The following is a 13,009-nucleotide window of genomic DNA, read 5'->3' on the forward strand; positions in this document are numbered from 1 at the left end:
TCAGCGCCGGGTGAGCCGCCGGGCCCGGTCGCGCACCTCGCGGACCCAGGGGGCGCGCTGCTTGGCCCACCGCACCGCACCGGCGCGGGCCAGCACCGCCCCGGCCACCGCGGCGCCGCCGGCGCTGCGCGGTCGCACGAGCAGCCGGCGGGTGTTGGCCACCGGCTCCGGGTGCCAGCGCAGCTTGTAGCTCTCCTCGCCGCGGAACATGGTGAGCACCGGGCGCTCCAGCGCGGTGGTGAGCTCCAGGTCGTGGCGCATCATCACGACGGCGACGTCGAACTGCGCCCGCGCCTCCGGGGAGATGCCGGCGAGGTAGGAGCCGACGAACTCGGTGCCGACCAGGTGGAGCTGGCTGGCCACGTGCTCGCCGTCCAGCGCGTACTCGAGCAGCGCGGCGTGGCCGGACGCGACCATGGCCGGCACGGCGTCCGCCAGGTGCTGTCCGAAGCGGTCGCGCCCGTGCTCGGCGGTCATGCCGCGCCCGGCCCACTGGCGGGCGTGCAGGTCGAGCAGCCGGCGCACGGCGTCGTCGGCCTCGCCGGCGGTCAGCTGCCGGCAGGTCAGCCCCAGCTCGTCGGCCTTGCGCAGCTTCTTGCGCACCGCCTTGGCCGAGGACGACTTCAGCGCGCCCAGCAGCTCGTCGACCGGCCGGCCGGGCACCTGCAGCATCACCGAGGCGGCCGTGGTGCGGACCGGTCCGGGCCACGCGGCGGCGAGCAGCGGCGCGCCGGTGCCGGGCCGGACCTCCGGGAGGTCGAGGGCCTGCCAGCCGCGGAGGCCGAGCAGGCCCTGCACCAGCTGCGCTGCGGCTTCGGGGTCGCCGTCGGCGACGAGGACGTCGGAGACGTCGCTGATGCCGGCGCCGACCGGGGCGAGCACACCGATGCCGGCCCGCCGCACGAGGTGCAGCGGGGCCGCGGCGCGCAGCCGGCCGCCGGAGCGCACCAGCACCACCCGCAGCGCCCCCGGGCGGCCGTACCCGCGCCACCAGGAGCGCAGCCAGGCGTGCGACTGGAAGGGGGTCGCGTGGGGCGACGCGGCGTGCAGCAGCGCCCACTCCTCGGCGAGGGCGTCGAAGGCGTCGGCGTCGCTGACGACCTCGGTCTGCCAGTCCTGGACGGCGGTCACGCGGCTCCCCGCCGGCGGCCGAGGCGGAGGCGCGGGCGCGGACGGTCCCGGGTCCCGCCGTCGTGCGGCAGCGTCGCGGCCAGGACCAGGCCCAGCCCCGCGGCACCGGCGGCCCCGCCGAAGGGGACCACCCACCACGGCATCGTCGGGTCGTCCGGCACCGCCGGCTCGCCGACGACGACGGCGTCGAAGGGCTCCACCGCGTCCAGCCCGACCAGGGTGAAGCTGACGCTCTCGGCGATCCGCTGCGCGGCCTCGGCGTCGGAGGACCGCCCGGTCACGCTGATGACGGGGGCGTCCGGTGCGGCCTGGACGGTGATGAAACCGCGCGGGTCGGCGGCCGCGTCGGGCAGGCCGGCGACGCGCAGCGGCGCGCTGACGATGCCGGGGGAGGTCGCCAGACGGGCGAGGGCCTGGGCGCTGCGCGCCATGGCGCCGGTGTCCTGGCTCCGCTCGGTGGTGACGGCGAGGTAGGCGGTGGACTCGTACACCGGCGTGCGCACGAGGTCGAGCGTCGCGCCGGCGGCCAGGCCCAGGACGGCGGCGAGCACCACCCAGCGCGCCCGGCGCAGCAGCAGTCGGACGCCCGGCAGGCCGGGCGCCTCGGTGCGGTCAGCGGACACGACCACTCCCCACGAGTTCAGCGGACCCCGGCTCCGCGGGGAGCGGCCGGTCCGGGACGACGGCGTCGTCGTCGACGAGTTCCTGGTCGGCGGCCGCCCAGCCGGCGAGGCCCAGGCAGACGCCGAGCAGCACCGACCACGGGCCGCCCAGGTCGCCGGTCAGCAGCGTGACCACGGCGAAGGCGAGGGTGCCGGTGCCGGCCAGCGCGACGGCCGTGGAGGCGTCCGAGCGCGGTCGCGCGGCGCGGACCAGCCCCCGGGACAGCAGCACCAGGAAGGCGACGACGAACAGCGCGGCGGCGACCAGCCCGAGCTCGCTGGCGACCAGCAGGTAGAAGTTGTGCGGCGACTCCAGGGCGACCTGCTGGAAGTCCGAGCCCTGGCTGATGTCGCTGGACCCCAGCAGCCGCAGGCCGGCGTAGGCGTCGCGGTGGTCGAGGAAGGCGTGGGGCCCGACGCCGGTCCACGGGTGGTCGAGGGCCATCTGGCCCGCGGCGCGCCACAGCGCCAGCCGGTCGACGAAGGACTGGTCGGGGTCGCTGCCCACGTCGAGCAGGCTGGTCAGCCGCTCGCCGAGCTCGCCGCCGGACGCGGTCAGGACCGGCAGCGCCACGGCCCCGAGCGCCCCGGCGCCCCCGACGAGGGCCAGCAGCCGCACGGGGCGGCCGCGGCTGACCACCACCAGCGCGGCGGCGGCGGTGGCCACCCAGGCGCCGCGGCTGAGCGCGAAGGCCAGCGGCAGCGCGAGCGCGCCGGCCGCGGCGAGGGCCCACCAGCGACCGGTGCCGGGCAGCCCCACCGCCAGGGCCAGGGCGACGAGCAGCCCCACGCCGCAGAGCGCGGCGAGCGCGCCGATGTTGTAGGCGCCGAAGGTGCCGACGGCGCGCACGCTCTCCCCGCCGATCTCCGCGCCCGTGCCGGTCAGCGCCTGGAAGCAGCCGATCGCGCCCTGCACCAGGGCGAGGCCGACGACGCTGCCCAGCACCACCTGGGCGTCGCGCCGGGACCGCAGCGCGATCATGACGGCGATGGGGAGCAGGCAGAACAGCTGCACGAAGCGGACGCCGCCGATGACGTTCTCGGGGAAGTTCCGGGCGGCGAGCGCCAGCACGAGGCTGGCCGTGCCCAGGACCCAGAAGAGCAGGGCCGGAACCGACCGGGCGGCGGCAGCGTTCCTCCCCTGCACGAAGTCGCGGGCGGCCACGGCCACCAGGACGACGACGACCGCATCGCTGAGGGTGACCGCCGTCCCCTCATCGGCCGAGCTCGACGAGAGGGGGAGCATGAGGACGGTCAGGGCCACCCACGTGCTGGGCCGCAGAGCGGTCTCGCGCAGCCTCAGCACCCCGCTCCCCTCGTCCGTCCGTCCTCGCGCGGGCGTCGGCCTGCCGGCCACCCGTCCGTCCGGTGCCCTCGCATGATGGCAGCCGGTGACCCGGGTCGTCTGTCTCCCGAGGGGCCCCGCTCCCTGCAAAGGGTGAGGTGGCGGCGCCTGTCGTGGGTCGTGGTCCCGCTGGCGCTCGTCGTGGCCGCCGGGGCCTACGCGGTCGGCCGGACGACCGGCCCTGACCTCGCGACGGCGCCGCCCGGCGGCGTGCTGGTGCTCCCGGTGCTGCCGGTGGGCGCGGACCAGGGAGAGCGGAGGCAGACCCTGGAGACGGCGATGGACGACCTGTCCGACGCCGTCCGCTACGGCGCCGGCGGCATCCAGGTCACCGCCGACGTCCGCTGGCTGTGCCCCACCGAGACCTGCGACACCGCGCCGCTGGACCCGGTGGTCGCGCGCGCCGGCGAGCTGGGGCTGCGCGTCTACCTGCACGTGAACAGCACGCCGGAGTGGATGGACGGCCGGGGCCGCTGGTACGCCCCGGAGGGGGCCGACGCGCAGCGCTGGGCCGCGCTGTTCGGCCAGCTGGTCGACCGGTTCGGCACCGACGTCGCCGGCTACGAGGTGTGGAACGAGCCGAACAACCCCGCCTTCTGGCGGCAGGGGCCCGACGCCGGCCGGTACGCCGACCTGCTCAAGGCCGTCTGGGAGGAGACCCAGCGCCGCGACCCCGACGTGCGGCTGGTCGGCGGCGTGCTGAGCAACAACGACCTCGGCTACATGGCCGAGCTGAGCGCCGCCCTGGCCGCGCGCGGCGGCGACGCGGGGAACGGGTTCTTCTACGACGACCTCGGCGTGCACCCCTACAGCGGCGACGAGGACGAGGGGTTCGCCCCCGACGCGCCCGCCGGGTCGGCCGACCAGCAGGTGCCGACCGGGGTCAAGGACATGACGTTCCTCGGCCTGGAGCGGCTGCGGGACCAGGTGGCGCGCGACGAGGGCATCGAGCGCGACGTCGTCATCGGCGAGTTCGGCTACGACACGACCCCGGGCAGCTGGTACCACGTGCCGGAGCCCCGGCGGGCGGAGTACATGGCCGCGGCGCTGCGCCGCGCGGCGGGCTGGGACTGGGTGCGCGCGTTCACCCCGTACACCTCCACCCCGGCCGACGGCGACGGCTTCGGCATCCCGGGCACGGAGTCCGAGGCGGCCCTGCGGCGGGTGGCCGCCGACCTGCGCGACTGAGGGCCTCACCCCTTCGGGGCGCAGCCGGCAGCCGCCAGGGCCGGTGGACCCTACTGTCGTCGGCGTGACGAAGCGGGTGGCGACAGGACAGCGGCCGCAGAACCGGGCGCGCAACGTGGCGGGCAGCACCGCCCGAGCCGGTGGCGAGCGCCCGCAGGACGCCCCGTCGGACGGCGCGGCCGCGACGGCCTCGTCCGCGGCGAAGGGCGCTGCCGCCATCGCCGTCGCCTCCTCGACCCCTGCCGAGGGCGCCGCCACGACGTCCGCCCCCGCGGCGCCGGCCCGGCGCCGGTCCCGGTGGCCGGCGGTGCTCCTGCCGCTGCTGGGTGCCGCGCTGCTGGTCAACGCCGCGCTGCTCTACGGCACGACCCGCGCCCCGACGTACACCTCGGAGGCGCTGGTCGCGGTGCTGCCCGACGACCCCGCGGTCTCGGTGTCCTCGCCGCTCACCTCGATCTGGGTGCAGATCGCCAACTCCGACGCCGTCCTCGACGGCGTGACCCGCGAGCTCGACGTCGAGCGGTCCGACCTCGACGACGCGCTGACCGTGTCGGAGTCGGCCGACGCGCCCCTCATCTCGATCCGCACCCGCACCGGCGACGCGCAGCGCTCGGCGGAGTGGGCGAACACGGCCGCGGACCAGCTGCTGGACCAGGCCGCCGACGAGCGCGTGCCCGGCTGGTCGCTGGAGCAGGTCACCGAGGCCCGGCCGGCGCAGACCTCCGACCCCAAGGCCACGGTCCCGCTGGTGGGTGGCGCGGCCGTGCTGGGCGCGCTGGTCGGGGCGGCCGCCGCGCAGCTGCTCGCCGCCCGCGCCCGCCGCCGTCAGCGGGCGCAGGAGCTGTAGACCTCGTCCACGGCCGTCGCGACGGCGCGGATGTCCATGCTCCGCAGCTCGTCCGGGCACCTCCGGTCACCGGCCGGGCGGGCGAGGGCCTCGTCGACGGCCGCCGGCAGCCCGGTCTCGTCGTCGGGGAGGCGGACCGCGCCGGGCACGGGCACCCCGAGCTCCTCCAGCGCCGGGCACCGGCGGTAGAGGACGGGCAGGCCGCTGGCCAGCGCCTCGGGGACGACCAGGCCGAAGGTCTCGTAGCGCGAGAGGGACACGAGCACGTCCATCGCCGACAGGTACGGGGCGACCGCCTGCTCGCCGGCGAGGTGCACCCAGGCGCCGACGCCCAGCCGCCCGGCGAGGGCGGTGAGGTGCTCGCGCTCGGTCCCCTCCCCCACGACCAGCAGCCGCCGGCCGGGCCCGAGGGTGGGCGCCAGCGTCTCCACCAGCACGTCGAAGCGCTTGCCGGGGTGCAGCCGGCCGATCGCGCCGACCACCTGCGCGTCGTCGGGGATGCCGTGGGCGCGGCGCACCTCGGCGCGGGCGAAGGGGTCGAAGGCCAGGGCGTCGAGGTCCAGGCCGTTGGGCACGACGCGGACCCGCTCGGGCGCGATGCCCCAGGCCAGGAGGTTGTCCCGCACGGCGTCGGAGACGGCCAGGGTGACCCGGCCGAGCCGCTCGGCGCCCAGGTAGAGCGCACGGACACCGCGGGTGGCCGGCCGGCCCTCGAGCTGGTCGTCGAGCAGGGAGTGCTCGGTGGCGACGACGCACCGCACGCCGCCGAGCCGGGCGGCCAGCCGCCCGTAGAGGAAGGCGCGGAAGAGGTGCACGTGGACGACGTCGTAGCGGCCGACGCGCACCAGGCGGGCCAGCCGGAGCACCGCACCGAGCTGGGTGTTGCTGCGCATGCCGAGGTCGGTCACCGGGACGCCGTCGGCGCGGAGCTGGTCGGCGACCGAGGCGGCGTTGTAGAGCGCCACCACCTCCGCGTCGTGGCCGCTGTGCTGCAGGAGCAGCCGCAGCTGGGTCTCCGCGCCACCGGCCGCGAGCCCGGTGATGACGTGCAGGACCCTCATGCCGCGCTGCCGCCGGTCCGCCGCTGGACGAGGTGGTGCCGGACGAGCTTGGCCACCAGGCGCAGCCCGCTGTCCTCCTGGCCGACGTAGAAGCGGGGCAGGGTGAACCGGTCGCTGACCGAGTAGTCGCGGGTGACGCAGGCGTGGTCGTAGCCGGCCGCGCGGGCGGCGTCGGCCGCTGCACGGTCGAAGCTGCCGTACGGGTAGCAGAAGCCGCGCACCGGGGCGCCCAGGAGCTGCTCGAGGACCTCGCGGCTCCCGCGCAGCTCCACCTCGAGCGAGGCGGGGTCCAGCCCGGCCAGCGCGGCGTGGGTCATGGTGTGGCTGCCCACCTCGTGCCCGGCCGCGGCGACGGCGCGCAGCTCGTCGGCGTCCATGAGCGGGAGCTGGGGCGCCTCGTCCCAGTCGTTGGTGCCGGCGAGGCGGTCGGCGACCATGTAGACGGTTGCGGTCATCCGGTGCCGGGCCAGCACGGGCACGGCGTGGTGGAGGAAGTCGGCGTAGCCGTCGTCGAAGGTGAGCCCGACCAGGCCGCGCGCGTCCCCGCGGTCCACGGCGTCGACGAGCTCGGCGAGGGAGACACCGCGCAGGCCCAGCCGGCGCAGGGTGCGCAGCTGCTGGTCGAGCCGGTCGGGGTGGACGCGCAGCAGGTGCGGGTCCGGCGCCGTCGACGGGCTGACCGAGTGGTACATCAGGACCGGCGGGGTGCGCACGACCGCCAGTGAGCCGGCCGATGCCGTGGTCATGGTCCCCCCGTCCGCTCGCGTGCTGGTCCTTACCTGACCGTAGGAGATGGCGGCGGTCGGCGTCGCGCTCCCCGGGCCGGGCTGACCCCTCGGGGTCATGCCCTCAGCGCCGCGCGTAGGCCTCGGCCAGCCGGCGAGCCTGCACCTCGACCGTGTTCTCCGCCAGCACCCCTGCCCACAGCGCCAGGTTCTCGTCTGCGCGGACCGGGTCGCGCAGGCAGGCGAGGGCCTCGGCCACCGCGTCGGCGGGGCGCACCCGGGCCGGGACGGTGGCGAAGGAGGAGACCGGCCGCACGAGCGTGGGCACCCCCAGCGCGGTCGCCTCGGCGACCATGAGCGGGAAGCCCTCCCAGCGGGCCGAGTGCAGGTACAGGTCGGCGTCGGCGAGCCGCTCGAGCACCAGCGAGCGCGGCAGCCAGCCGGTCACCTCGACCCCGGCGTCCTCCAGGGCCGCTCGGCCGTCGCCGGTCCCGTCCCCCAGCCACACGGCCCGCAGGTCCGGCTCCTCCCGGCGCACCGCGGTGACGACGTCGGCGAAGAAGCCCGGGTCCTTCTGCGGGGAGATGCGGCCACCACCGGCGAGCAGCGGCGGCGTGCCTCGCACGCGGCCGGCGGGGCCCGCGGCGACCGGCGCCACGTTGGGCACCACGACCCGGCGGGCCCGGCTCCAGCGCCAGCGCGACAGCTCCTCCTCGCGGTCGGAGCAGGCGGCGAGGACGGAGGTGTTGGGCGCGAGCAGGGCCTCGGCGAGCCAGAACGCGGCCCGCGCCGGCCGGCCGACGTCGCGACGCTCGAAGCCGTAGCAGTGCGGGGTGTAGACGAGGTGGTGCCGGCCCGAGCGCACGGCGAGGCGGGCGAAGGCACCGCCGTGGCTGGAGTGGGCGTGCACGACGTCCGGGTGCACCTCGGCGACCACCTGCCGGACGCGGCGCACCTTCGCCGGCACGGACCCACCCATCCGGAAGACGCCGGCGAACGAAGCCTGGTCGGCGAGGTCGCCCTCGGCGTCGACGGCCGTGGTGGAGAGGAGGTAGTGGTCGGCGTGCGGCAGCGACCGGGTGTACTGCGCGATCGCCGACCCCACCCCGCTGCTGAACTTCTCCACCACGTGGAGCACGCGCAGCACCGTGGGCTCGGGCCCACCGGCGCCGGCCGAGGTCGGTGCCGGAGTCGTCACGACCGCATGATGCATCGCTCAGCTCGCACCGACGAACACGGTCTGTCACTTAAGGGTGGAATCTGCCCAGTCGGAGCAGACCGGGCTTGCACTCCGTGACCATCCGCATCGATGATCTTGGCTCCGGCAGTGCAGATCCGACGGCCTCGCCGGAACAGGCAGCGCAGCCTGGAAGGGGGAAAGCGTGAGCACTTGTGCTGCGGTCACGACGCCGCGTGCCGTCCCCTCGCGCCCCCTGCCGACCGCCGGCGCTCTGCCCTGGCCCGTGCGCCTGCTGCTGGGCGCCGTCCTCCTGCTCGCCTCCTGCGCCCTGCTGACCGTGCTGGCCGGCACCGCCCGGGCCGACGCCGCTGACGCGCCCCGCGCCGCTGCCGCCGAGCCCGCCGCGGGCCACGGCCCCCCGCCGTCGGTCCCCGCTGCACCGCCTTCGGGTGGTCCGGGCGAGCCCGGGCCGCCCGCCGCTCCTCCGGCCGCCCCGCCTGCCGCCGCGCCGGCCGCGCCGCCCTCCTCCCTGCCCTCGCTGCCCTCGCTGCCGGAGCTGCCCGACCGGGCCGCGGCTCCCGACCGCGGCGCTCCCGCCCCGGTCGACCTGCCCGTCACGCCACCCCAGGCCTCCGCGCCCCCGGTGACCACGCCGAGCGCACCCGACGTCCCGGCCGTCCCGGACGCGACCCCGGCGCCGGTCGCCGCCGCGCCCGCTGCGCCCGCCGCGCCCGCCGCGCCGCTGGCTCCCGCACCGGAGCCGGAGCCGGAGCCGGTGAGCACCCCGGCGCCGTCGGCGCCGCCGGTGGCGGAACCGGCGGCCGCCTCCCCCGTCCCGGCACCGGCCACGGCCGAAATCACCGTCCAGCCGCTGGCCCACCCGATCGGCGGTCCGCCGCCGGCGCCGCGCCCCGAGCCGGTCCCCCCGTCGGCGCCCCCGTCCTGCCCGTCCGCACCGGTCGCCGCGAGCTCCTCGTGCACCGGCGGTGGCCACGGCGACGGCCACCAGCTCCAGCCCGCCGTTCTCGGTGAAGCCGACAGCGCCTCGGTCGCCGCGGCCAGCGCACTGGCCGCGACAGCCGACAGCCCGCACGTCTCCGGAAGCGCCGGGGAACCGGGAGACCGCCCCGACTGACGCCAGGCCTCAGGCGCCGTGGCCGCTCGCCCGCCACCGCGCCGTCGCCTCTGCGTCCGACCGCACGGCACCGCCGTGCTCTTCTCCCGGGACTCTGCGTCCCGCCCTCGTCACTCCGTGCACGGCGCGCTCTCGAAGGGCCTCTTCCGATGACGCAAGACCTCCGACTCGACCCCGGTGACCGGGGGGTGCTGCCGCGGACCGACACCGGCCCCTCGATACCGAGGCAGCCGCACGGTCCGATCCGTTTCGACGACGTCGAGCCCGACCACGGGACGCCGCCCCGCCGGCGCCGGCTGGTCGCGCTCCCCACGCCGAGCCTCGTGGGCGCCGGCTGGCGGCGGCTGACCCGCTTCGGCGTCCGGCCGCTGCTGCTCGGCCTCGACGTGCTCTCCCTGCTGGTCGTCCTCGCCGGCATGTCCTGGGCCAGCGACCGGCTGGGGATCGCCGCGCCCACGCGGGAGATCCTCACCTTCGGCGCCCTCCTGGTCGGCCTGCTGCTGCTGGCCGGGATGTACCGCTCCCGGCTGTCCCTGTCGGTGCTCGACGACTTCCCGGTGCTGTCCGGGCGGTGCCTGACCGCGGCGGGCTTCACCGTCGTGGCGGAGACGCTGCGCGACACGACCAGCTCGCAGGGCGTCGTCATCGAGTGGCGGTTCCTGTGGGGCGCTGCCGCGACGGGCGTGGTGCTGGTCGTGCTGCGCGCCGTCGGCTACGCGGTGGTGCGGCGCCTGCGGGCGCGCGGCCGGGTGGCCTACCGGACGCTGATCCTGGGCGCCGGGCGGGTCGGCGTGCAGGTGGCCGACGTGCTGCAGGAGCACCCGGAGTACGGGCTGCGGCCGGTCGGCTTCCTCGACCCGGACCCGTCCGAGCTGGACGTGCCCCGCACGCTGCCCGTGCTCGGCGGCCCGGAGCGGCTGCGCCGGATGCTGGAGACCGGTGGTGTGCGCACGGTGGTGGTGGCCTTCTCCTCCATGAAGGAGTCGGAGATGGTCAGCCTGATCCGCACCTGCGACCGGTACAGCTGCGAGCTGTTCGTCGTCCCCCGGCTGTTCGAGCTGCACCAGGTCGAGTCGTCGATGGACACCGTCTGGGGCTTCCCGCTGGTCCGGCTGCGCCGCGCGACGTACCGCAGCCGCGCCTGGCGGGCCAAGCGGCTCGCCGACGTGCTCGTCGCCGGTCTGGCGCTGCTCCTGCTGGCGCCGGTGCTGGCGCTCATCGCGGTCGCCGTCCGCCTGGACAGCGGCCCGGGGATCCTCTTCGGCCAGAAGCGGGTGGGCGTGGACGGCCACCACTTCGAGGTGCTCAAGTTCCGCTCGCTGCGCCCCGCGACGGAGGCCGAGTCGGCCACCACCTGGAACATCGGCGACGACCCGCGGCTGACCCGGGTGGGCCGGTTCCTGCGGGCGACGTCGCTGGACGAGCTGCCGCAGCTCTACAACATCCTGCGCGGCGACATGAGCCTGGTCGGGCCGCGGCCGGAGCGGCCGCACTTCGTCGACCAGTTCCGCAGCCTGTACCCCAGCTACGAGGCGCGGCACCGCGTGCCGTCCGGCCTCACCGGCTGGGCCCAGGTGCACGGGCTGCGCGGCGACACCTCGATCGCCGACCGGGCGCGGTTCGACAACTACTACATCGAGAACTGGTCGCTGTGGCTCGACGTGAAGATCGTGCTGCGGACGTTCAGCTCGGTGCTGCGGGCCGCGGGCCGCTGACCCGTACGGCGCTCAGGAGCGGGTGAGTTCGGCAGCAAGGGCTGATTGTGGTCGGGAGAGTCGCAGCCCGTCCATGACACCGGGGTCACCTGCGTGAGGCGGGCGACCTAGCGGTAGTCGCTCAACAGCGTGCGCACCACACGGGTGACGTCGGCCAGGACGCTGTCGAGGTCGGTGAGGTCACGCCACTCGTGCCAGTTGGAACGGCGGCGCCGGCGCCACCACGGGCCGCCGCTGTCCTGCCACACCGCGATGTCCTCATCGAGCCCGTCGAACCACACCTCGATGGGGTCGCCTGCTGCCTGGGGCACGATCGTTGTGCCCCAGCCGTAGACGGCCTCCCGGCGGTTGTCGGACTCCCCGAACCGGTCGTTGTGGCTGTACGACGCGGTGCCTTCGTAGTCGCGGAGGACTGCCTCCACGGTCGCCCGTAGGGCGACCTGTTCGGCGGGCGGCTCCGGGGCGGGGAGGTCAGGCACGGCGTGACGCTAGCTCGGCGACCGCCCGGGCTGGACCCGATGGCTCAGAGGGCGAAGCGGCCGGCGCGCGACGCAGGCGGGACTTCTCCCACCCATTTCACCCCTTGCTGCCGAACTCAGGAGCGGGTGAGGCCCTCGGCCGGACGGCCGGGCAGCACCTCGGCGATGTCGAGGGTCTCGGCGTCGGCGGAGCGGCGCATCGCCCAGTCGGCAGGCAGCACCAGGCGCGGCGCGACACCGATGAGCACGGCCATGAGGAACGAGACGCCGGCGAGCGCCTCGCCGGACTCCTCGATGAACGTGGTGGTCGTGGCGAGGTTGGCCGGGACGACGTAGGTCAGCGCGGAGAGGCCGACGGCGGCGACGGCGTAGCCACCGAGGCTGCCGAGCACGCGGCGGCGGTCGCGGCGCTCGTGCCGGCTCAGGACCCAGAGCGCGGCGACGACGGCGAGGGCGAGGGCGCCGCTGACCGCGACGGCCGCGGCCGAGCCGACGGCGTCGGCGAGGCTGGTCATGCCGTCGACGTGGATGCTGCCGCCGGCCTTCACGGTGGCGATGCCCGCGGCGACGACGGCGACCGCCGTCCACCAGGTCCGGCGACCGGACATGCGCGACGCGCCGGCGAGGGCGGCCAGGGCGGCGACGGCGAAGAGCAGGGCGACGAACATGCGGGGCAGGGAGAGCTCGGCATCCATCGACAGCAGCTGTGCGACGGGGCCGGTCGTGCCGTTCAGCCGCAGGACGAAGCCGGTGCCCATGAGGGCGACGGCGGCGGCGGCGAGCGCGACGCCGACGGGCGGGAGCGGCACGGCGCGGCGGCGGGTGCGTGCGGGGGCCGGGGCCGGGGTCAGCTCGGCGGTGCTCAGCAGCCCGGCCGAGGCCGGGGAGCGCTCGTCGGCCAGGCGGATGCCACGGCCGATGACCACAGCAGCCAGCGTTGCCACGACCAGCCAGACGGCCAGCACACCCGCGATCCAGAGCCACCACACAAACTGGGTCATCGGCAGAAGCGAGGAAGAACCTGACCGCTCCGTCACAGGTTGTCAGCCGCTGTTTCCCACGTGTCACACAACGATGACTGAACACCACCTGACACGGGTATGACGCGCACCTACCGAAGCGGTCGTCCGGTTTGGCAAGCCACGCCTGACCGAACGGCTCTTCCCGGGCCTGGTCCTCCCGTAGGAAGAACTCATGAGCGCAGTGTGGATGGTCGCAGCGGGGTGGATGATGCTCGCGCTGCTGCTGGCGACGGTCATCGGCCGCGGGATCCGGCTGGCCGACGCCACCGAAGGTCACACCGAGCTGAACTTCGTCGTCGACGGCAACCCGCTCGAGGCCCCGCTCCCCGAGGCCGTATTCGCCGCCGCGGGCCGGCCGGGCACGTTCCGCTGACCCCTCGGCTCACTCCCTGAAGTTCCCGCACACCGGTCCCACACGTCTGACCCCTAGGGGTCACAGGCCTCCCTCGCGCCGTCCTCCTGCGCCTACCCTTCTGCGCAGCGACAGCAGACGGGGGACCCATGAGCACCGACGATCCG

13 protein-coding genes are annotated in these 13,009 nt (G+C 76.0%); 5 read left to right on the top strand and 8 right to left on the bottom strand.

From position 1 onward, the window contains the following. From E4P43_RS00100 to E4P43_RS00110, 3 genes are read right to left on the bottom strand one after another with little or no spacing between them, the layout of a single operon-like run. A complete protein-coding gene (locus E4P43_RS00100) occupies window positions 1-1,131 on the bottom strand; it encodes a GNAT family N-acetyltransferase (RefSeq protein ID WP_135143384.1) in 1,131 nt (376 codons plus the stop codon). Further along, window positions 1,128-1,754, bottom strand: coding sequence for a Wzz/FepE/Etk N-terminal domain-containing protein (locus E4P43_RS00105; protein WP_167759000.1), 627 nt, complete (start codon window positions 1,752-1,754; stop codon window positions 1,128-1,130). The genes E4P43_RS00100 and E4P43_RS00105 overlap by 4 nt, the downstream gene beginning before the upstream one ends. Beyond that, complete coding sequence (locus E4P43_RS00110; protein WP_135143386.1) at window positions 1,744-3,099, bottom strand: O-antigen ligase family protein; 1,356 nt, start codon at window positions 3,097-3,099, stop codon at window positions 1,744-1,746. Before E4P43_RS00110 ends, E4P43_RS00105 begins: the two co-directional genes overlap by 11 nt. 132 nt (window positions 3,100-3,231) lie before the next feature. On the opposite strand from E4P43_RS00110, the gene E4P43_RS00115 reads away from it, so the two are divergent. Together E4P43_RS00115 and E4P43_RS00120 are read left to right on the top strand one after the other, a co-directional pair. Continuing rightward, window positions 3,232-4,326, top strand: a complete 1,095-nt coding sequence (locus E4P43_RS00115; protein ID WP_135143387.1) for a hypothetical protein — start codon at window positions 3,232-3,234, stop codon at window positions 4,324-4,326. A 64-nt stretch (window positions 4,327-4,390) separates the two neighbouring features. Further along, window positions 4,391-5,173: a hypothetical protein gene (locus E4P43_RS00120; RefSeq protein WP_135143388.1), complete on the top strand. Its 783-nt coding sequence runs from the start codon at window positions 4,391-4,393 to the stop codon at window positions 5,171-5,173. On the opposite strand, the gene E4P43_RS00125 is transcribed toward E4P43_RS00120, so the two are convergent. From E4P43_RS00125 to E4P43_RS00135, 3 genes are all read right to left on the bottom strand, one after another. After that, entirely contained in the window at window positions 5,152-6,234 is a 1,083-nt protein-coding gene (locus E4P43_RS00125) for a glycosyltransferase (protein WP_135143389.1), read from the bottom strand. The genes E4P43_RS00120 and E4P43_RS00125 overlap by 22 nt on opposite strands. Further along, window positions 6,231-6,980: a polysaccharide deacetylase family protein gene (locus E4P43_RS00130; RefSeq protein ID WP_209313657.1), complete on the bottom strand. Its 750-nt coding sequence runs from the start codon at window positions 6,978-6,980 to the stop codon at window positions 6,231-6,233. Before E4P43_RS00130 ends, E4P43_RS00125 begins: the two co-directional genes overlap by 4 nt. Before the next feature lie 103 nt (window positions 6,981-7,083). Continuing rightward, a complete protein-coding gene (locus E4P43_RS00135; RefSeq protein WP_167759001.1) occupies window positions 7,084-8,157 on the bottom strand; it encodes a glycosyltransferase family 4 protein in 1,074 nt (357 codons plus the stop codon). A 184-nt stretch (window positions 8,158-8,341) separates the two neighbouring features. Between E4P43_RS00135 and E4P43_RS00140 the strand changes: the two genes are divergently transcribed. Together E4P43_RS00140 and E4P43_RS00145 are read left to right on the top strand one after the other, a co-directional pair. Beyond that, window positions 8,342-9,274, top strand: a complete 933-nt coding sequence (locus E4P43_RS00140; protein ID WP_135143391.1) for a hypothetical protein — start codon at window positions 8,342-8,344, stop codon at window positions 9,272-9,274. Between the two features lie 149 nt (window positions 9,275-9,423). Then, window positions 9,424-10,989 (top strand): sugar transferase, encoded by a 1,566-nt coding sequence (locus E4P43_RS00145; protein ID WP_135143392.1) that lies wholly within the window; start codon window positions 9,424-9,426, stop codon window positions 10,987-10,989. Between the two features lie 107 nt (window positions 10,990-11,096). Here E4P43_RS00145 and E4P43_RS00150 read toward each other — a convergent pair whose 3' ends face one another. Together E4P43_RS00150 and E4P43_RS00155 are read right to left on the bottom strand one after the other, a co-directional pair. Then, window positions 11,097-11,468 carry a hypothetical protein gene (locus E4P43_RS00150; RefSeq protein WP_135143393.1) on the bottom strand — a complete coding sequence of 124 codons (372 nt, stop codon included), beginning with the start codon at window positions 11,466-11,468 and terminating at the stop codon, window positions 11,097-11,099. Window positions 11,469-11,584: 116 nt separating this feature from the next. Then, complete coding sequence (locus E4P43_RS00155) at window positions 11,585-12,469, bottom strand: hypothetical protein (protein ID WP_135143394.1); 885 nt, start codon at window positions 12,467-12,469, stop codon at window positions 11,585-11,587. 193 nt (window positions 12,470-12,662) lie between these two features. Here E4P43_RS00155 and E4P43_RS00160 point away from each other — a divergent pair, with 193 nt between their 5' ends. Next, on the top strand, window positions 12,663-12,863 hold the full coding sequence (locus tag E4P43_RS00160; RefSeq protein WP_135143395.1) for a hypothetical protein: 201 nt from the start codon (window positions 12,663-12,665) through the stop codon (window positions 12,861-12,863). The last annotated feature ends 146 nt before the right edge of the window (window positions 12,864-13,009 follow it).

The sequence above is a fragment of the Blastococcus sp. TF02A-35 genome, from assembly GCF_004571075.1.
Taxonomy (GTDB): domain Bacteria; phylum Actinomycetota; class Actinomycetes; order Mycobacteriales; family Geodermatophilaceae; genus Blastococcus.